This is a genomic window from Bosea sp. 685 (assembly GCF_031884435.1).
Lineage (GTDB): Bacteria > Pseudomonadota > Alphaproteobacteria > Rhizobiales > Beijerinckiaceae > Allobosea.
Window position 1 is genome coordinate 6,528,622 of the sequence record NZ_CP134779.1, and the last position, 20,008, is coordinate 6,548,629.

General features: G+C 66.4%; 17 protein-coding genes and 1 riboswitch. Of the genes, 15 read left to right on the forward strand and 2 right to left on the reverse strand.

What is annotated here, in order from left to right; genetic code table 11:
• Positions 1 to 148 precede the first annotated feature (148 nt).
• From RMR04_RS31795 to RMR04_RS31865, 15 genes are all read left to right on the forward strand, one after another.
• Positions 149 to 646 carry an NAD(P)H-dependent oxidoreductase subunit E gene (locus RMR04_RS31795; RefSeq protein WP_311912468.1) on the forward strand — a complete coding sequence of 166 codons (498 nt, stop codon included), beginning with the start codon at positions 149 to 151 and terminating at the stop codon, positions 644 to 646.
• Positions 643 to 2,208: a formate dehydrogenase beta subunit gene (locus RMR04_RS31800; RefSeq protein ID WP_311912470.1), complete on the forward strand. Its 1,566-nt coding sequence runs from the start codon at positions 643 to 645 to the stop codon at positions 2,206 to 2,208. Before RMR04_RS31795 ends, RMR04_RS31800 begins: the two co-directional genes overlap by 4 nt.
• Before the next feature lie 10 nt (positions 2,209 to 2,218).
• Positions 2,219 to 5,101 (forward strand): formate dehydrogenase subunit alpha, encoded by a 2,883-nt coding sequence (gene fdhF, locus RMR04_RS31805; RefSeq protein WP_311912472.1) that lies wholly within the window; start codon positions 2,219 to 2,221, stop codon positions 5,099 to 5,101.
• Positions 5,088 to 5,930 carry a formate dehydrogenase accessory sulfurtransferase FdhD gene (gene fdhD, locus RMR04_RS31810; protein WP_311912474.1) on the forward strand — a complete coding sequence of 281 codons (843 nt, stop codon included), beginning with the start codon at positions 5,088 to 5,090 and terminating at the stop codon, positions 5,928 to 5,930. The genes fdhF and fdhD overlap by 14 nt, the downstream gene beginning before the upstream one ends.
• Positions 5,927 to 6,199, forward strand: a complete 273-nt coding sequence (locus RMR04_RS31815) for a formate dehydrogenase subunit delta (protein ID WP_311912475.1) — start codon at positions 5,927 to 5,929, stop codon at positions 6,197 to 6,199. The genes fdhD and RMR04_RS31815 overlap by 4 nt, the downstream gene beginning before the upstream one ends.
• 97 nt (positions 6,200 to 6,296) lie before the next feature.
• Positions 6,297 to 7,955, forward strand: a complete 1,659-nt coding sequence (locus tag RMR04_RS31820) for an OFA family MFS transporter (RefSeq protein ID WP_311912476.1) — start codon at positions 6,297 to 6,299, stop codon at positions 7,953 to 7,955.
• 148 nt (positions 7,956 to 8,103) lie between these two features.
• The gene (locus tag RMR04_RS31825; protein ID WP_311912478.1) at positions 8,104 to 9,333 is read left to right on the forward strand and encodes a GTP-binding protein; all 1,230 of its coding nucleotides are present in this window, start codon (positions 8,104 to 8,106) and stop codon (positions 9,331 to 9,333) included.
• A gap of 56 nt (positions 9,334 to 9,389) precedes the next feature.
• Positions 9,390 to 11,594: a TonB-dependent receptor gene (locus RMR04_RS31830; protein WP_311912479.1), complete on the forward strand. Its 2,205-nt coding sequence runs from the start codon at positions 9,390 to 9,392 to the stop codon at positions 11,592 to 11,594.
• Between the two features lie 46 nt (positions 11,595 to 11,640).
• A riboswitch (cobalamin riboswitch) is annotated at positions 11,641 to 11,837 on the forward strand.
• 126 nt (positions 11,838 to 11,963) lie between these two features.
• On the forward strand, positions 11,964 to 12,776 hold the full coding sequence (locus tag RMR04_RS31835; protein WP_311912480.1) for a class I SAM-dependent methyltransferase: 813 nt from the start codon (positions 11,964 to 11,966) through the stop codon (positions 12,774 to 12,776).
• A gap of 24 nt (positions 12,777 to 12,800) precedes the next feature.
• Complete coding sequence (locus RMR04_RS31840; protein WP_311912481.1) at positions 12,801 to 14,336, forward strand: ABC transporter substrate-binding protein; 1,536 nt, start codon at positions 12,801 to 12,803, stop codon at positions 14,334 to 14,336.
• The gene (locus tag RMR04_RS31845) at positions 14,333 to 14,749 is read left to right on the forward strand and encodes an ABC transporter permease family protein (RefSeq protein WP_311912483.1); all 417 of its coding nucleotides are present in this window, start codon (positions 14,333 to 14,335) and stop codon (positions 14,747 to 14,749) included. Before RMR04_RS31840 ends, RMR04_RS31845 begins: the two co-directional genes overlap by 4 nt.
• Positions 14,707 to 15,285, forward strand: a complete 579-nt coding sequence (locus tag RMR04_RS31850; protein ID WP_311916009.1) for an ABC transporter permease — start codon at positions 14,707 to 14,709, stop codon at positions 15,283 to 15,285. Before RMR04_RS31845 ends, RMR04_RS31850 begins: the two co-directional genes overlap by 43 nt.
• 125 nt (positions 15,286 to 15,410) lie before the next feature.
• Positions 15,411 to 16,241: an ABC transporter permease gene (locus tag RMR04_RS31855; protein WP_311912485.1), complete on the forward strand. Its 831-nt coding sequence runs from the start codon at positions 15,411 to 15,413 to the stop codon at positions 16,239 to 16,241.
• Positions 16,238 to 17,656, forward strand: coding sequence for an ABC transporter ATP-binding protein (locus RMR04_RS31860; RefSeq protein ID WP_311912487.1), 1,419 nt, complete (start codon positions 16,238 to 16,240; stop codon positions 17,654 to 17,656). Before RMR04_RS31855 ends, RMR04_RS31860 begins: the two co-directional genes overlap by 4 nt.
• Positions 17,657 to 17,774: 118 nt before the next feature.
• Entirely contained in the window at positions 17,775 to 18,389 is a 615-nt protein-coding gene (locus RMR04_RS31865; protein ID WP_311912488.1) for a GNAT family N-acetyltransferase, read from the forward strand.
• A gap of 45 nt (positions 18,390 to 18,434) precedes the next feature.
• On the opposite strand, the gene RMR04_RS31870 is transcribed toward RMR04_RS31865, so the two are convergent.
• A complete protein-coding gene (locus tag RMR04_RS31870) occupies positions 18,435 to 19,382 on the reverse strand; it encodes a PDR/VanB family oxidoreductase (protein WP_311912489.1) in 948 nt (315 codons plus the stop codon).
• 5 nt (positions 19,383 to 19,387) lie between these two features.
• Entirely contained in the window at positions 19,388 to 19,816 is a 429-nt protein-coding gene (locus tag RMR04_RS31875) for an MOSC domain-containing protein (RefSeq protein WP_311916011.1), read from the reverse strand.
• Positions 19,817 to 20,008 lie beyond the last annotated feature (192 nt).

The window sequence follows — 20,008 nt, forward strand, 5'->3', positions numbered from 1 at the left end:
AGATACTGCCCTTCTCAAAGGGTTGTCTGGCGATTTTTGATAGCTACAGACTATCATTCAGTTGGAACAAACGATTTGAAATCATTCCAGTATGGACCACCATTCATCAAAAGCGATCGTCGGGTGAACCGCGTCGAATGGAGGAATGATGGCCGGATACCCCGCCTGGGACCAGGACAGCGCGCGTTCGATCATTGCGGGCCTTGCGCATCTCGAAGGCGCGACGCTGCCGATCCTGCATGCGCTGCAGGAGGAGTTCGGCCATGTCGATCCGCAGGCGGTGCCCTTGATCGCGGAGGCGCTGAACCTGTCGCGGGCCGAAATCCATGGCGCGATCTCGTTCTATCATGACTTCCGGACGGTGCCGCCGCCGCGGCGCGTGATCAAGCTCTGCCGCGCCGAGGCCTGCCAGGCGCTCGGCTGCGAGGCGCTGGTCGCGCATCTGGCGCATGATCATGGCATCGTGGTCGATGATCATTCGGGCGCGGCGGATATCGCGGTCGAGACGGTCTATTGCCTCGGCAATTGCGCGCTCGGGCCGGCCGCGCTGGTCGATGGCGAATTGATCGGGCGCGTCGATGCCGGCCGGCTCGCCGAGCTCTGCGGCTCACAAGTGGGCAGTTCTCATGCGGGAGCCCGCGCATGAACCCGGTCGCCATCAAGATCTTCGTGCCGATCGATGCCGCCGCCCTGTCGGTCGGGGCCGAGGGTGTCGCGCAGGCGGTCCTTCGCGAGGCGCAGGCGCGTGGCGTCGCAATCGAGCTCGTCCGCAACGGCTCGCGCGGCATGCTCTGGCTGGAGCCTTTGGTCGAGGTCGAGACGGCGGAGGGGCGTATCGCCTATGGCCCGGTTGCGGCGAGGGATATCGCTGCTCTGTTCGAGGCGGGGTTCCAGTCCGGCGGCACTCATGCGCTACGATTGGGCGTCACTGAAGAGCTCGACTGGATGAAGCGCCAGCAGCGCCTGACTTTTGCGCGCATCGGCGTCACCGACCCGCTCTCGCTTTCGGATTATAGCGCCCATGGCGGCCTGGCCGGGCTCAAAGCTGCGCTGGCGATGACCGGAGAGGCGATCGTCGAGACGGTGAAGGCCTCGGGTTTGCGCGGGCGCGGCGGCGCGGGCTTCCCGACCGGCATCAAGTGGAAGACGGTGCACGACGCGCCAGCGGAGCAGAAATACATCGTCTGCAATGCCGATGAGGGCGACAGCGGCACCTTCGCCGACCGGATGCTGATGGAGGGCGACCCCTTCCTGCTGATCGAGGGCATGGCGATCGCCGCCGTCGCGGTCGGCGCAACCAAGGGCTTCATCTATCTGCGCTCGGAATATCCGCATGCGCATCGCACCCTGCAGCGCGCCATCCTGAAGGCGGAAAACGCGGGCATCCTGGGCGACAGCGTGCTGGGCTCGGGCCACGCTTTCCGCCTCGAAGTGCGATTGGGCGCCGGCGCCTATATCTGCGGCGAGGAGACCTCGCTGCTCGAGAGCCTGGAGGGCAAGCGCGCGCTGGTGCGGGCCAAGCCGCCGCTGCCGGCCCTGCAAGGGCTCTTCGGCAAGCCGACCGTCGTCAACAACGTGCTCTCCTTTTCGGCCGTGCCCTGGATTCTCCAGCATGGCGCAAAGGCCTATGCCGATTACGGCATGGGCCGCTCGCGCGGTACCTTGCCGGTACAGCTCGGCGGTAATGTCAGGCGCGGCGGTTTGATCGAGCTCGCCTTCGGCATCTCGCTGCGCGAGATTATCGAGGATATGGGTGGCGGCACATTGTCGGGCCGGCCGATCCGCGCCGTGCAGGTCGGCGGGCCACTCGGCGCTTACCTCACCGCGGGCCAGCTCGACGTCGCCATGGATTACGAGGCGCTGGCGAGCATGAAAGCCATGCTCGGCCATGGCGGTATCGTCGTCTTCGACGACACGGTCGACATGGCCAGGCAAGCCCGCTTCGCCTTCGCATTCTGCGCCAAGGAATCCTGCGGCAAGTGCACGCCCTGCCGCATCGGCGCGGTGCGCGGTGTCGAGGTGATGGACCGCATCATCGCCGGCACCGAACGCCCGAAGAACATCGCGGTCCTGCGCGATCTCAACCGCCTGATGACCGACGCTTCGCTCTGCGCCATGGGCGGCTTGACCCCGATGCCGGTGATGAGCGCGCTGAACCATTTTTCCGAGGATTTCGACCGGCCGCTCCCTGCTTTGGCCGCCGAATGAGGAGCCTGTCATGAGCCTGATCAAGGAGATCGATTTCGGCACGCCGATCCGCGTTTCCGAAAAGCAGGTCACGCTGACGATCGACGGGCAGAGCGTCACGGTCCCGGCCGGGACCTCGGTGATGGCGGCTGCGATGAGCGCGGGAACCAAGATCCCCAAGCTCTGCGCCACCGACATGCTCGAGCCCTTCGGCTCGTGCCGGCTCTGCCTCGTCGAGATCGAGGGAAGGCGCGGCACGCCTTCCTCCTGCACCACCCCGGCCGAAGAGGGCATGGTGGTTCGCACGCAGACCGAGCAGCTCTCGACGCTGCGCAAGGGCGTGATGGAGCTCTATATCTCCGACCACCCGCTCGACTGCCTGACCTGCTCGGCCAATGGCGATTGCGAATTGCAGGACATGGCGGGCGCGGTCGGCCTGCGCGAGGTGCGCTATGGCTATGAGGGCGAGAACCACGTCTTCGCCAAGACAGCGGACGGCCTCGCCAATGAGAACTGGTTGGCCAAGGACACCTCCAACCCCTATTTCACCTATGATCCGACAAAATGCATCGTCTGCAATCGCTGCGTGCGCGCCTGCGAGGAGGTGCAAGGCACCTTTGCGCTGACGATCACGGGCCGCGGCTTCGATTCGCGCGTCGCCCCGGGGCCGACCGATTTCCTGGGTTCCGAATGCGTCTCCTGCGGCGCCTGCGTGCAGGCCTGCCCGACGGCGACGCTGATGGAGAACAGCGTCATTGAGATGGGCCAGCCCGAGCATTCCAAGGTCACGACCTGCGCCTATTGCGGCGTCGGCTGCTCGTTCAAGGCCGAGATGCAGGGCGACAAGGTCGTCCGGATGGTGCCCTACAAGGACGGCAAGGCCAATGAGGGCCATTCCTGCGTCAAGGGCCGCTTCGCCTGGGGTTATGCGACCCATAAGGACCGCATCACCAAGCCGATGATCCGGGAGAAGATCACCGATCCCTGGCGCGAGGTGTCGTGGGAGGAGGCGATCAACCATGCGGCCTCCGAGTTCAAGCGCATCCAGTCGCGCTATGGCCGGGAATCGCTTGGCGCCATCACCTCGTCGCGCTGCACCAATGAGGAGGTTTTCCTCGTCCAGAAACTGGTGCGCGCCGGTTTCCGCAACAACAATGTCGATACCTGCGCCCGCGTCTGCCATTCGCCGACAGGCTATGGCCTGAAGACGACGCTGGGCACCTCGGCCGGCACGCAGGATTTCAAATCGGTCGCCAAGGCCGACGTCATCCTGGTGATCGGCGCGAACCCGACCGACGGCCACCCGGTCTTCGCCTCACGGATGAAGAAGCGCCTGCGTCAGGGCGCCAAGCTGATCGTCGCCGATCCACGCCGGATCGACATGGTGAAGTCGCCCCATATCAAGGCGGAACACCATCTCCAGCTCCTGCCCGGCACCAATGTCGCGCTGATCAACGCGCTCAGTCATGTCGTCGTCACCGAAGGGCTGATCGCCGAGGATTATGTCCGCGAGCGCTGCGACCTGGCCGATTTCGAGATCTGGGCCCGCTTCATCGCGCAGGAGCATAATTCGCCCGAGGCGAGCGAGCAGTTCACCGGCGTGCCGGCGGCCGATGTCCGCGCCGCGGCGCGGCTCTACGCCACCGCCGATAATGGCGCGATCTTCTATGGGCTTGGCGTCACCGAGCACAGCCAGGGCTCGACCATGGTGATGGGCATGGCCAATCTCGCCATGGCGACGGGCAATATCGGGCGCGACGGCGTCGGCATCAATCCGCTGCGCGGCCAGAACAATGTCCAGGGCGCCTGCGACATGGGCTCCTTCCCGCACGAGTTCACCGGCTACCGCCATGTCTCGGACGATGCGACGCGCCAGATCTTCGAGATGATGTGGGGCGTGCCGCTGGACGTGGAGCCGGGCCTGCGCATCCCCAACATGCTCGACGAGGCGGTCGGCGGCACCTTCAAGGCGCTCTATGTCCAGGGCGAGGATATCGCCCAGTCCGACCCAAACACGCAGCACGTTACGGCCGGCCTGTCTGCGATGGAATGTGTCGTGGTGCAGGATCTCTTCCTGAACGAGACGGCGAAATACGCCCATGTCTTCCTGCCGGGCTCCTCCTTCCTGGAGAAGGACGGCACCTTCACCAATGCCGAGCGCCGCATCAACCGCGTCCGGCAAGTGATGGCGCCGCTCTCGGGCAAGGCCGAATGGCAGGTCACGATCGATTTCGCCCGGGCGCTCGGCTACGAGATGGCCTATGCGCATCCCAGCGAGATCATGGACGAGATCGCGCGGCTGACGCCGAGCTTCGCTGCGGTAAGCTATGACAAGCTCGACAAGCTCGGCTCCGTGCAATGGCCCTGCAATGAGAAGGCGCCGACCGGCACGCCCTTGATGCATGTCGACCGCTTCGTGCGCGGCAAGGGCAAGTTCATGATCACCGAATTCGTGCCCACCGAGGAGCGCACTGGCGCGCGCTTCCCGCTGATCCTGACGACGGGGCGCATCCTCTCGCAATATAATGTCGGCGCGCAGACACGGCGCACGGCCAACTTCGCCTGGCATGACGAGGACGTGCTCGAGATCCACCCCTTCGACGCCGAGAATCGCGGCATCAAATCAGGCGATCTCGTCGCGCTCGCCAGCCGCTCCGGCGACATCTCCTTGCGCGCCGAGGTCTCGGAGCGGATGCAGCCGGGCGTGGTCTACACGACCTTCCATCATGCCGAGACCGGCGCCAACGTCATCACCACGGATTTCTCGGACTGGGCGACCAATTGCCCGGAATACAAGGTGACGGCGGTCGAGGTCAGGCGGACGAATTATTATTCGCAATGGCAGGAGCGCAACCGCGAGGAAGACATCTCGCTGCGCCAGATCGCGGGGCGTTTGCCCGATGCCGCGGAATAGCCCGCCCGCCCAGCCGCCGGCCTCCTGCGCCGTGCCGGCCGAGCCGGTCCGCTTCGATGGCGGCCGGGGCCCGGCAGTGAGCGCCGAGGTCGCCGTCGAGGCGCCGGTCAGCATCGTCTATGGCAACCTGCCCTATGCGGTGATGATGGCGACGCCGTCGGATCTCGAGGATTTCGTCGCCGGCTTCAGCCTGACCGAGGGCATCGTCACCGGCATCGACGAGATCAGGGGCATCGCGATCCAGCCGCAGCCGGACGGCATCGTCGTCACCGTCGATCTCGCGCCCGGCCGTTTCCGCGAGCATCTGGCGCGGCGGCGCAATCTCTCGGGCCGGACCTCATGCGGGCTCTGCGGCGTCGAGACGCTGAGCGAACTGCCGATGGCGCGGGCAGGAGCGAGGGAGGGGCAACCGATCTCGCGAAACGCCATTCATGCGGCGTTGGCGAGCCTGGAGCGCCACCAGCCATTGAACCGGCTCACCCATGCCGTCCATGCCGCCGTCTGGTGCGATGCAACAGGGGCGATCCTGGCGGCGCGCGAGGATGTCGGCCGGCACAACGCGCTCGACAAGCTGATCGGTGCGCGGCTGCGCGCCGGCCATGAGGCCGGCAGCGGTTTCGTGCTCGTCACCAGCCGCGCCTCCTTCGAGATGGTCGAGAAGGCCGCGATCTTTGGGGCCAGCACACTGGTTTCGATCTCGGCGCCGACCTCATTTGCGATCGAGCGGGCGAAGCGGCTCGGCTTGAATCTTGTCTGCGTCGCCCGTGACGATGGCTGCATCGTCTTCGCCGGCGCACTGGCACCTGAACTGGAGACGCAGGCACGATGAGCGAAGCTGCGTTGTCGACGACAGAGGCGCGGGACGCCCACAAGGCCGAGCAGTGCGAAAAGCTCGCGCGCATGGCCGGGCAGATCGCCGATTTCTTCAAATCCTATCCCGACGCGCAGGCGGTGCCCGCCATCGCCGACCACATCAACCAGTTCTGGAGCCGGCGCATGCGCGAGGATTTCCTCGCCGCATTCACCAGCGATTCCCAGGAGCTCCAACCCCTTGTGCGGCGCGCCTTGGCGCTGATCAGGCCGGCGCGGGGCGGATAGCGGAGCAGAGCGCGCCTGAAAAAGGCGTGCACAAGGCGATTTCAACGAGCCGGGAGCAACCCGGCCCGATTAGAGAATCTTGGGGAAAGGGACTGACATGAGCATCGCACAGGATATAGGGCAGGTCGCGCCTGCCTCGGGACTGCTGGACCGAGAGAGGATCATCGCGAAGGCCGGCTTCAACCGTTGGCTGGTGCCGCCTGCAGCGCTTTGCATCCATCTCTGCATCGGCATGGCCTATGGCTTCAGCGTGTTCTGGCTGCCGCTCAGCCAGGCCATCGGCGTCACCAAGCCGGTCGCTTGTGCGGCCGATGTCGGGCTGATCGGCTCGCTCTTCACCACGGCCTGCGACTGGAAGGTCGCCGATCTCGGCTGGATGTACACGCTGTTCTTCGTGCTGCTCGGCTCCTCGGCTGCGATCTGGGGCGGCTGGCTCGAACGCTCGGGTCCGCGCAAGGCCGCCTTCGTCTCGGCGCTGTGCTGGTGCGGCGGCCTCCTGATCTCGGCGCTCGGCGTCTACACCCACCAGCTCTGGCTGATGTGGCTGGGTTCGGGCGTCATCGGCGGTATCGGGCTGGGCCTGGGCTATATCTCGCCGGTCTCGACCTTGGTGAAATGGTTCCCCGACCGGCGCGGCATGGCGACCGGCATGGCGATCATGGGTTTCGGTGGTGGCGCGATGATCGGCTCGCCCTTGGCCGACATCCTGATGAACGCGTTCAAGACCCCGACCTCGGTCGGTGTCTGGCAGACCTTCGTGGTGATGGCGGCGATCTACTTCGTCTTCATGATGGCGGGCGCTTTCGGCTACCGCATCCCGCCCTCGGGCTGGCGCCCGGATGGCTGGACGCCGCCGGCGACCCAGAACGCGATGATCACCTCTGGTCATGTGCATCTCAAGGACGCGCATAAGACGCCGCAGTTCTGGCTGATCTGGGCCGTGCTCTGCCTCAACGTCTCGGCCGGCATCGGCGTGCTCGGCATGGCCTCGCCGATGCTGCAGGAGATCTTCGCCGGCTCGCTGATCGGCAAGCCCGAGATCGGGTTCGCCGCGCTCGACGCCGAGCAGAAGAAGCAGATCGCCACGATCGCTGCCGCCTTCGTCGGCCTGCTCTCGCTGTTCAACATCGCCGGCCGTTTCTTCTGGGCCTCGCTCTCGGACAAGCTCGGCCGCAAGCTGACCTATGCGACCTTCTTCGGCCTGGGCATCGTGCTTTACGGGCTCTCGCCCTGGGCCGCCCATGCCGGGTCGCTGGCACTGTTCGTCGCCTTTTTCTGCATCATCCTGTCGATGTATGGCGGGGGCTTTGCCACCGTGCCGGCCTATCTCGCCGACATGTTCGGTACCCAGTTCGTCGGCGCGGTTCATGGCCGGCTGCTGACGGCGTGGTCGACGGCGGGCATCATTGGTCCGGTCGTGGTCAACTATATCCGCGAGGCTCAAATCAATGCGGGCGTGCCGCGCGCACAGGTCTATGACCGGACGATGTATATCCTCGCCGGCATGCTGGTGGCGGGTTTCATTGCCAATCTGCTCGTCCGTCCGGTGGTGCAGAAATGGTTCATGAGGGATGCGGAAGTCGCAGCCCTCCAGGCCAAGTCCGCCAGCGCCGCGGCGAGCGGCCCGCATGGCTCCTTCGGCATCGGCAAGGGCGGCTTCGATGGTACGGCGCTGCTCGCCTGGGCCGTTGTCGGCATTCCGCTGGCCTGGGGCGTCTGGATCACCCTGTCCAAATCGCTGGCGCTGTTCCGCTGAGACAGCCGCAGCAGTGAGGATACCGAGGCCCGCATCATCCGATGCGGGCCTTTTTCTTGGCGGGGTGGGCGGGCCCGTGATTTCGCGGGTTGACAGAAAGGTTATGTTATAATGTAACAGAATTCTTCTGCAATCACCCGAGCCCATCATGCTTCCTGCCTCGCTCCTGACCGACCGTCGCCTGCCGGTGACCGTGCTCTCCGGCTTCCTCGGGGCCGGCAAGACCACCTTGCTCAATCACATCCTCAGCAATCGCGAGGGCAAGCGCGTCGCGGTCATCGTCAACGATATGAGTGAGGTGAATATCGACGCCGATCTGGTGCGCGAGGGCGGGGCGGACCTGTCCAAGACCGACGAAAAGCTCGTCGAGATGAGCAATGGCTGCATCTGCTGCACCTTGCGCGACGATCTCCTGAGCGAGGTGCGCCGGCTCGCGGCCGAGAACCGCTTCGACTACCTGCTGATCGAAGGCACCGGCATCGCCGAGCCGTTGCCGATCGCCGCGACCTTCTCCTTCCGCGACGAAGAGGACCGCTCGCTCGACGATGTCGCGCGACTCGACACGATGGTGACGGTGGTCGACGCCATCAACCTGCTCGCCGATTACGACAGCCGCGATTTCCTCGGCGATCGCGGCGAGACCGCCGGCGAGGGCGATGCGCGCACGCTGGTCGATCTCCTGGTCGAGCAGATCGAATTCGCCGATGTCGTGGTGATCAACAAGGCCGGCGAGGTCTCTGCCGGGGAGCGCGACAGGGTGCGCCGCGTCGTGCGCGGGCTCAATGCCGATGCCCGGATCGTCGAGGCCGATTTCGGCCGGGTGGCGCTCGACCAGGTGCTGAACACGCGCCTGTTCAACGAGGAGAAAGCGGAGACGCATCCGCTCTGGCACAAGGAGCTGTTCGGCTTCCGCGACCATGTGCCGGAAACCGAGGAATACGGCATCCGCTCCTTCGTCTACCGGGCGCGGCGGCCGTTCCATCCACGCCAGCTCCACGCGCTGATGAATAATCGCTTTCCCGGCGTGATCCGCGCCAAGGGGCATTTCTGGCTGGCGACGCGGCCGCATTGGGTCGGCGAATACTCGCTCGCCGGGCGGATCACGCGCACCGAGGGGCTGGGCAGCTGGTGGGCGGCGGTGCCGAAGGAGCGCTGGCCGCGTTCGGAGGAGTTCGCCTCGCTGATGCGGCGCCACTGGTCGCAGATCTGGGGCGATAGACGGCAGGAGCTGGTCTTCATCGGCGGGCCGGAGATGGACGAGGCCGCGATCCGTGCCGCGCTCGATGCCTGCCTGACCGGGAGCCCGACGACCGGCCTCTCGAAAGCCCTGCTCGCGCTCGAAGATCCGTTCCCCGCCTGGGACCGGCAGGCGGCTTGATCACCCTCTCGCCGCCCTCGGGCGGTCGTATAGCCCTTATCGAATCGGATCTTCTCATGACCATCGACCTTGCGGCGGCGCGCCGCGCCGGCATCCTCAGTGCCGGCGTCGCGCTTGGCGCCATCATTGCGACCAGTGCGCGAGCGCAAACGCCGATCGAACTGCCCGAGATCACCGTGACGGCGCCAAGCCCGATCCAGCCGCGCAGCCTGCCTGATGCCGGGGCTGCGCCGAGCGGCGACGCGGTTGCGGTCAACCGTAGCTTCTCCTCGGTCACCTTCCTGACCGCCGGCGAACTCCTCCGCAATGGCGGCCATACGCTCGGCGACCAGCTCGCCAACCAGCCGGGCATCACCAATTCGGGCTTTGCGCCGGGCGCGGCCGACCGTCCGATCATTCGCGGCCTCGATAATTTCCGCGTCCGTATCCAGGAAAACGGCATCGGCTCGCAGGATGTCTCCGATCTCGGCGAGGATCACGGCGTGCCGATCGATCCCCTCGCAGCGCAGCGCGTCGAGGTCATCCGCGGGCCGGGCACCTTGCGCTATGGTTCGCAGGCGATCGGCGGCGTCGTCAGCGTCGACAACAACCGCATCCCGTCATTCCTGATCGCGCCGGGCTTCCATGCCGAGACGCGCTCCTCGGTGTCCTCGGTCGATCGCGGCATCGAGAATTCAGCGCTGATCGATGCGCGCTCGGGCCAGTTCGTCGTCCATGGCGACATCTACCACCGCAATGCCGAGGATTATCACATCCCCGGCGGGACCCAGTTCAACAGCTATGTCCGCTCCGACGGCCAGGCGATCGGCGGTTCCTATTTCCTGCCCGATAATCGCGGCTTCATCGGCGTCTCGCTGTCGCATTTCACCAGCCTCTACGGCATCCCCGGCGCCGATGCGCGAGCGACGCGCACCCGCATCGACCTCGAACAGACCAAGCTTGCGGGCAAGGGCGAGTTCCAGATCGATGGCGGCTTCATCGACACCTTGCGCTTCTGGGTCGGCGGTTCCGTCTACAGGCATCAAGAGCAGGGGCTGAACGAGGGCGGCGGCTTCGAGACCGCCGCCGTGTTCAAGAATCGCGAGATCGAGGGGCGCGTCGAGGCGCAGCTCAAGCCGCTCGAAACCGGCATCGGCCGCCTGACCTCGGCTTTCGGCCTGCAGCTCGGCCGCCAGGAGATCGGCACCTCCGGAGAAGCCGGTGGGCTGCTGCCGCCAGCCGACACCAACAGCGCCGGCGTCTACAATTTCAACGAATTGCAGCTGCAGCCCGGCACGAAGCTGCAGGCCGCCGGCCGTGTCGACTATGTCGACGTCAAGGGCACCGCGACGAACTTCCCGACCGGCTACCTGCCTGGTTCCACGACCGCTGGGGGCATCGACCCCGAGACCGGCGCGGCGACGCAAGTGGCGACGGCGGACGATCCGGCTGCCTCGGCACGGCGGCGGCGCTTCATGCCGGTGAGCGCGAGCCTCGGCCTGTTGCAGGATCTGCCCTTCGGCTTCACTGGCAGCCTGACCGGCTCTTATACCGAGCGCGCGCCCAAGGCTTCCGAACTGTTCTCGCGCGGCGCGCATGATGCACCCGGCACCTTCGAGATCGGCGATCCCAATCTGAAGAAGGAGACCGCCAAGACGGTCGAGCTCGGCCTGCGCCGCACGGCAGGTCCCTGGCGCTTCGATGCCTCGCTCTATGCGACGCGCTATGAGGGCTTCATCTATCGCCGCGTCACAGGCGTGCGCTGCGATGATGATTTCGCCAGCTGCGGCACCGGCAACGAATTGACCCAGGTGGTCTATACCCAGCGCAACGCCACTTTCCTCGGCGGCGAACTCAAGACGCAATACGACCTCTTCGAGATCGGCCCGAACGTCTTCGGGGTCGAGGGGCAATACGACATCGTCCGCGCGAAGTTCTCCGGCGACGAGAATGTGCCGCGCATTCCGCCGCAACGCCTTGGCGGCGGGCTGTTCTGGCGCGGCGGCGATGCCTGGTTCGCCAAGGTCAGTTTGATCCATGCCTTCTCGCAGAAGCGGATCGCGCCCGAGGAGACGCCGACCAGCGGCTACAACCTGCTCAACGCCGAGCTCAGCTACAAGGTCAAGCTCAAGGACGGGCCGCTCGGGCCGATCGAGCTCACCGCCGGCGTCAACGGCACCAATCTGCTCAATGAGACGATCCGTAACGCCGTGTCCTTCCGCAAGGACGATGTCGTAGCGCCCGGACGCGGCGTGCGCGCCTTCCTGAGCGCGAAGTTCTGAAAGGGTGGCGAGCGCCGGATCGCGTCTTGTGCGGCGCAAGGCGGTGTGCTTCCTTGGCGGGGTCGGTTCTCGAAAGAGATCAAAGGGAATCCGGTGAGCGCGCGCCAGCGCGCGATTCCGGAGCTGCCCCCGCAACTGTCAGCGGCGAGCGACGTTCGATCATGCCACTGGGCTTGCCCCGGGAAGGCCGAACGAAGCTTGGACCCGCGAGCCAGGAGACCTGCCGACGTCGTGAAGCCATGCAACCGGGCGGGGTGCCCCGGAAGGAGCTCTGATGACGGTCGCTCACTTGCGCGTTCTGGTCGCGCAACCGGGTTCGAACGGCGCCGAAGCACCGGCCGCGTCCCATCCATGGGAAGCCGGTGACGGATGTCGAACGTAGCGCCCCTAGACGCCGAGGCGGTCGCCTCCGGAGGAACGAATTTCGGCCTGAAGGACGAAATCCGCGCCTATTGGAGCAAACGCGCCGAGACCTTCGATCTCTCCTATGGCCACAGGATCCGCTCCGATGCCGAGCTCGTGGCCTGGGCGCGATTGATCGCGAGCCATGCCCCGGTTGCTGCCGGGGCCAGGGCGCTGGAGCTTGCCTCGGGCACCGGCGAGATCACGCGCGTGCTGCTTTCGCTTGGCTGCAGCGTCGATGCGATCGATCTCTGCGAGCCGATGATCGCCCGTGCCCAAGTGAAGCATGCGAATGCGGCCGTTCGCTTCCACCTCGGCGACGCCGAGAACACGATGATGGCGGATGAGGCCTATGACCTCGTCATCTGCCGGCATCTGGTCTGGACGCTGATCGATCCCGCCCGCGCCTTGGCCGATTGGCTGCGCGTGCTCAAGCCCGGCGGGGTGCTCATCGTCGTTGATGGCGACTGGGTCACGCTTTCGCGCAGATCGGTGCTGTTGAAGCGGCTCTCGGGATTGATCGACAGGCTCGCTGGTGTCGCCTCCACCTGGGATCAGGCGACGCATCAACGCATCCTGGACGGCGTGCATTTCCGCAACGGCCTGCGCGCGCCGGCGCTCGAGGCGATGCTGCGCGAGGTTGGCTTCGAGGTCCAGCGCATCGGGCCGCTCAGCGGCATCGCGCGCCGGCAATTCGCGACCGCCTCCTGGAGCGAGCGGCTGCGCCTGCTCGCGGCCCAGGGCCAGTCCTTCATCCTGTCCGCCCGCAAGCCGGGCTGAACCGCCTTAACCGGAGATCTGATCATGACATCGTGGGGCCTGACCCGCCGCCTCCTGCTTGCCGGCGCATTCGTGCCGCTCGCGGCCATGCCGTCCCTGGCCCAGCAGGGCGAGCCTGTCCTGCGCGTCGTCGCGCCTTGGGAGTACACTTCGAACGACCCGGCCGACACAGGCTATATCCTGACCCGCCTCGGGGTCGCGGAGACGCTGGTACAGGTCGAGCCGGAAGGCCAGCTCGTTGGCGGCATTGCCGAAAGCTGGTCGGTCTCCGAGGACAAGCTGAGCTGGCGCTTCAAGCTGCGCGCGGGCTTAAGCTTCCATGACGGCAGCCCGGTGACGGCGCAGGCCGTGGCCGCCAGCCTGAAGCAGTCCTTCATCGGCGAGAGCCTCTCGGCCGTGCCGCTCGACAGCGTGTCGCTCGATGGCGCCGATGTGGTGATCCGCACCAGGACGCCTTTCAGCGTGCTGCCGGCTTTCCTGTGCGATTACGCCTCGATCGTGCTCGCGCCCTCCGCTTACGGCACTGAGGGCAAGGTCATCAAGATCGTCGCAACCGGGCCCTATAAGCTCACCGCGATCGACGGCAAGACGACGCTGGAGCTCGACCGCTTCGAAGGCTATGCGCGGACCAAACCCGCCATCGCCAGGCTGCGCTACACGGCGGTGGTCAATGGCGACACCCGCGCCAATATCGCGATCGCTGGGGACGCCGACCTCGTCTATACGCTGAGCCCCACCGCGACGCCGCGGATCAATGCCGCCGGCCAGATGAAGGTCGAGAGCCTGACCATTCCGCGGATCCGCGCGCTGTTTTTCGACAGCGGATTGCCGCAATTCTCCGATGTTCGCGTCCGTCGTGCCATCGCCATGGCTGTCGATCGCGACGGCATCGCCAAGGCGATCCTGCGCGATCCGGATTCGAGCGCCTCGCAGCTGCTGCCGCCGATCATGACGGGCTGGCATCGCCAGGGTCTGCCCGCCATCGCCCATGATCCCGCGGCGGCGCGCAAGCTGCTCGACGAAGCCGGCTGGATCGCGGCAGGCGACGGCATCCGCGTCAAGGACGGCGTCCGGCTCGCGGCCAAGCTCCTGACGCTGGTCAACCGGCCGGAGCTGCCGGTCATGGCTTCAGCCATCCAGGCGCAACTGCGTGGGATCGGCATGGACGTCGCGATCGAGGTCGGTCCGGGCAACAGCGTTCCCGCCGCGATCAAGGACGGGACCATGCAGTTCACGCTGGTCTCGCGCACCTATGTCAATGTGCCCGAGCCGATCGCGACGATCATCCCCGATTTCGCGCGCGAGCGCTCGGTCTGGGGGACGGTGCGCTGGGATGGCCGGGATCAGGTCAAGGCCCTGGCGGACGCCTATCTCGCGAGCTTCGACGACGCCCGCAAGGACGAACTGCGGGGGCAGATCATCGCCCTGCTGCACGACCAGATGCCCGTCGTGCCGGTCTCCTGGACCGAGCACAGCGTCGCGGTCTCCGGGCGGATCAAGAATGTCGCGATCGACCCCTATGAGATGCGCTACCTCGTCGAACGGATGGCCTGGAAGTGAGGCCGGCGCTCACGCTGCTCGGGACGCGGGCCGTGCAGGCTGCGCTGACGGCCTGGCTGCTGGCGACGCTGTGCTTTGCCTTCGTCCATGCCTTGCCCGGCGACATGGCGCTTCGCGTCGCTGCGGCCCGCGTTGGCGATGAGCGGGTGACGGTCGAGACGACTGAGCGCATCCGCCGCGAGGAGGGGCTCGACCGGCCATTGGCCGTGCAATACGCCGCCTGGCTCGGCAGCATTGCGACCGGCGATCTCGGCCAGTCGCTGGTCTCGCGCCAGCCGTGCGGCAGGAGATCGCCTATCACGGCCGCTTCACGCTCGGCCTGGGCGCGCTCGGCTGGCTGGTCTCCTATCTCATCGCCCTGCCGCTCGGCATCGCCTGCGGTTTTGCGCCGGGAGGATGGCTCGACCGCGTAACGACGGGCATCGCGGTCGCGCTCGCCTCGCTGCCGAGCTTCCTCGTCGGCATCGGCTTGATCTCGGTCTTCGCGCTCAGCCTGCGCTGGTTGCCGCCGGCCGGCTACCGGACGGGCGCGCATATGGTCTTGCCGGCCTTGACGCTGGCGCTGGGCCTGGCGGCCTTCTCGGTCAGGATCATCCGCAACGCCGTGGTCGAGGTGCGCGGCGCTTTCTACATGACCTTCGCCCGGATCAGGGGGCGCTCGGCCGCATCGGCCTTCCGCCATCACGGCCTGCGCAATGCGGCGATCCCGGTCGCGACTTTTGCGGCGCTGCAATTCGCCTACATGGTCGATGGCTTCGTCGTGGTCGAGATGCTGTTCAACTATCCGGGGCTGGGCGAATTGCTGGTCAAGGCGCTGCTCGCCCGCGACGTGCCGGTGGTGATGGGCGCGGGGCTGGTGATCGGGCTGGTCTATGCGGGCGTCAACCTCCTAGCCGATCTCGCCTGCCTCGCGCTGGATCCGCGCCAGGCCGCGAGGGTTGCGGCATGAGCGGGCAGGCGGTTTCCGAACTCATCGACCCTCGTCCCGAGGAGCCGCGCAGTGGCGCCTCGAAGGATGATCCGGAGCCTGCCGGCGCAGTCTTCGAGACGCGTTCATTCCCAACGCTCCTCGGGATGAGGGCTGAGAAGGGAGATGGGCTGAAGGCCGGCCTCGCTTTGCCGTTTGTCCTGCTGGCTGTTGTAGCTGGGCTCGCTCTGTTTGGGCCATTGCTGTCGCCGCATGACCCCACAGTGCAGGATCTGCTGCATGCGCTCGAAGGACCCAGCCTGGCGCATCCGCTTGGCACGGATCATGTCGGGCGCGACGTATTCGCCCGCCTGGCGCATGGGGCGGGCCGCTCGCTGGGAATCGCGCTCGCCTGCGTCGGCGCTGCCACCGGTGTCGGCCTCGGGCTCGGCCTGATCGCCGCCTATGCCGGGCGCTGGAGCGACATGGCGATCATGCGTCTGGCCGATCTGATGCTGGCTTTTCCCGGCATCCTGCTGGCGCTGATGATCTCCGGATTTCTCGGCGGTGGCGTGCTGCCGATGCTGATCGGCATCAAATTGACGCTGTGGCCGCAATTTGCCCGGATGGCGCGCGCCATCGCGCAGGGCGAACTGAAGGAGCCACATGTCGAGGCGGCGCGACTGGCGGGCTTTCCGGCCCGCACCCTGTTGATCCGCCACGTCCTGCCCGCCGTGCTGCGCCAGACCACGACGCTGGCGACGCTGGGGCTGGGGGCCGCGATCATGTCGATCTCGGCGCTCGGCTTCCTGGGCTTAGGGTTGCAGCCGCCGACGCCGGAATGGGGCGCGATGATCAGCGAACTCCTGCCTTACATCTCCGAGGCGCCGGTGCAGATGGCGGCGCCTTGCCTGGCGATCTTCGTCTCCGTGCTCGGTGCGACCCTGCTTGGGCAGGCGCTGTCGGAGCCCGATTCCGGCCCGGAGACCGAACGATGAGCCCTCCGGCCCTGGTCATCCGCGGTCTCGCCATTCGCGACGGCCATGGCGCATCGGTGGTCGCGGGCGTCGATCTCGAGGTCGAGGCCGGCGGGACGCTGGTCCTGATCGGTGAGACCGGCAGCGGCAAGAGCCTGATCGCCCAGGCGGTGATGGGCCTCTTGCCGCAAGGCTTTGCGGCGAGCGGGACGATCGCGATCAATGGTCATGCTCCGGTCGATGCCGGGCAGGCCGGGCTCCTGCGGCTGTTCTGGTCGCGCGAGACCATGTTGCTGCCGCAGGAGCCGCGCGCCGCGCTCGACCCGACGATGCGCGTTGGCCGCCAGCTCTTCGAGAGGACGGGGCAGGGCGATGCCGTGGCGGCGCTGCAGGCCGTCGGGCTCGCGCCGGAGGTTGCGCAGGCCTATCCGCTGACGCTGTCGGGCGGCATGGCGCAGCGCGTGCTCGTCGCCTCCGTGCTGGTCGGGCGCGCGCCGCTGCTGATCGCCGACGAGCCGACCAAGGGGCTCGATCCCGAAAGGCTCGACCAGACGCGCGACCTCTTATTGTCTCTCCGGCAGGCCGGGCGCGCGCTCCTGGTGATCACGCATGACATCGGGCTGGCGCGCGCGCTCGGCGGATGGCTCGCGGTGCTGCGCGAAGGCCGCATCGTCGAGCAAGGCGAGAGCGAAGCCGTCTTTGCGGCGCCGCGCCAACCCTATACCCGCGCCTGGATCGAGGCCGATCCCTCGCGCTGGCGGCCGAGCCTGCGCTGCTGTGCGGTCGATGCTCCGGTGCTTGCCGGCCACGGCCTGCGCTTCGGCTTCCGGGGCCGGCCTGCCCTGCTCGAGGGGCTCGACATCCATGTCCCGCGCGGCGGCGTGCTCGCACTCACCGGCCCCAGCGGCTGCGGCAAGACCACGCTCGGCAATATCCTGCTCGGGCTGCAGGCGCCTGATGCCGGCGAGGTGAGCTGGGCCGGCGTCGACCCCTATCGCGATCGCGCGGCACTGAAACGCCTGCGTCGCCGCTACCAGAAGCTGCATCAGGATCCCGCCAGCGTCTTCCTGCCCGGCCGCAGCATTGGCCTGCAACTTGCCGACCTCACGGAGATCGCGCCCGATCTCGACCTCACCAGCGATCTGCCGCCCTTGCTCGAGCGGCTGCGGCTTGATCCGCGATTGCTGCGTCGCCGGCCAGGCGAAGTCTCGGGCGGCGAGGCGCAAAGGCTGGCGCTGGCGCGCATCCTGCTGATGAAGCCCGAGCTGATCGTGGCCGACGAGCCGACGTCGCGGCTCGATCCGCTGGTCCAGCGCGAGACGATCGCGCTGCTGCGGGAGGTCGTCGCGGGCGAGGGGGTTGGGCTCGTGCTGATCGGGCATGATCGGGCCCTGCTGGCGGCGACGGCCGACGATGTGATCACGATCGGGCGGTGAAATTTCGCAGCGCACCCCTTGTATTGTGCGTTGCAACATACAATGTGATGCCCAAGTTAGGGAAGACACGCCTCCTGGTTGGTAGCGCAGCGATTTCGCGCTGTTTCAGGAGATGACATTGGCAAGTTTCAAACAAGCCGGCGCTGTGACCGGCCATGGTGAAATCCGCCGGCTTTGGCCCACGGAACGCGACATTTTCACCGCCCATCTGCTCCGACTCGACGCGGTGACGCGGCGCGAGCGTTTCGGCACGGCCGTGAACGATGATTTCCTCGTCAACTACGCCGCCACGACCTTCGGCGTCGGCGGGCTGGTCTATGCTTATATCGAGGGGGGCGAGGTTCGCGGCGCGGCCGAATTGCGCGGGCTGGAGGATATCGTCGCCCAGACCGGCGAGGCCGCCTTCAGCGTCGAGAAGGCCTGGCGCCGGCGTGGGCTCGGCGAGCAATTGTTCAGCCGCCTGATCACGGCCGGGCGCAATCGCGGCATCCGCACGCTCTACATGACCTGCCTGCCGGAGAATGCGGCGATGCGCCGTCTCGCGCGCAAGTTCGAGGCGGATCTCGTCGGCGGCTACAACGATGTCGAGGGCTCGATCGCGACTGGCGGACCGACGCCCTTCACCATCCTCGACGAGGCCTTCGACAACGCCAAGGGCTTTGCCACGCTGGCGCTCTCGCTACAGCGCAAATTCTGGCCGCAGGCCCTGTTCGGACGCTCCTCGCGTGCCTGATCGGATCCGGCTCCAGCGCAACCCCGGGCTTGCCACGACAATGCCTCAGAATTCCAACGTCAGCAGACCGCGCCCTCGCGAGACGCAGGGCGCGATCCGATGACCTCGTTCCGAAAGCTGAATCACGGCATCGCGATGGATGACGTCTCCATCGCGATATCCACAGACGCATGACCCGCAGATTCCAGTGACGCAGGAAGACCGGATTGGAAGGCCCTTGGCCAGAAGGATATCAAGGAGAGACGATGAGGCTGGAACAGCGAGGATTTCTCCGGTGGATTCGAGACGCACGTTGAACGGCTCGGGCACGAAGTTCTCATCCAGGACGGATTGGAATTTTTCGACGTGGATCTGCTCTGCAGGCCAGCCGGCTTCCAGTGCGCCGGCAGTCATCGCTTCGAGAAGTCCGACGGGACCGCAGCCGTAGACATGAACCGCTTTCTGCGGAGGACCAAGCACTTGAGGATCGAAGCGTTGCCCCGCTGACGAGAACCAGGTCCGAAGCCGAGGGCCGCAGATATCATGCAACTCTTTCAGGAACGGAGCCTCGGTCTGTGACTTTGCGCAGTAGTGAAGCGAAAAATCCTGGTCTCGTGCGGCGAGCCAGCGGGCCATAGTCAGGATCGGCGTGATGCCGATGCCGCCTGCGACCAGGATGTGCCGCTCGGCGGTCTCGGCCAGCGGAAAATTGTTGCGGGGCGCCGAGACATGGGCGACCGCATCCTGGGCCAGATTATCATGGATCCAGAGCGACCCGCCCCGCCCCTTGCCCTCGCGCTTGACCGCGATGTCGTAGGCGGCTGTGTCCGAGGCATCGCCGCAGAGCGAATATTGGCGCACACGCCCGTCTGGAAGATGCAGGTCGACATGCGCACCCGGCGACCAGGGCGGCAGTTTCGGCCGCGTCGGGTGAACCAGCCGCACATGCACGACGTCAGTGGTGGTATTCACCACCGCGGCGACACGAAGCTTCATTATCAGCCTGGCGCTCATCGATCTCAGTCCAGGAGTTCGACGGAATCCCCGGGGCGGATCACACCATCGCATTCGATGCCGCAATTAAGGCCCGAGCGGTTATAGAGCGGAAGATAGACAGGCAAGCCGAGAAGCTCTTCCAGATATTTGCAGGGAAAATTCAGCCGCCCGCCGCGAAAGACCACCGCGCCGATGCGGAAACGCCGGCCGACCAGGTGATTGAGCGGGACGCCCCTGACCGTCAGATTCCGACGATGATCGGCCGGGGCAAGCTGTATCGGGCCGGCCTGCAGCGGCGGGTCATTTCGGCTCAGCGCGTCAAGTACCTCCTGCTCGATCAGCGTAACCTCGCGGATGTCGGACCGGTGCGAGTAGCTGCCATTGCCCTCGAAATAGCGGTCGCCGACGATGCCGCGCCCGGCGACGCAGTGCCCCTCGGGCAGCTCCTCCATCTCGTAGCTCGCCGCGGGTGCGACATGGATGTGGAGCAGCGTGCCGCGCCAGGCCGTTGCGCCGCCCTCGACCTCGCGCGCGATCCTTGCTGCCGCGTGATCGAAGGCAGCGATCCGATACGGCGCGCCCTTGTCCGTCGGGCTATCCAGCGCGATCGCGTCAGCATCTTCGGTGTTCATTGCATCGCCTCC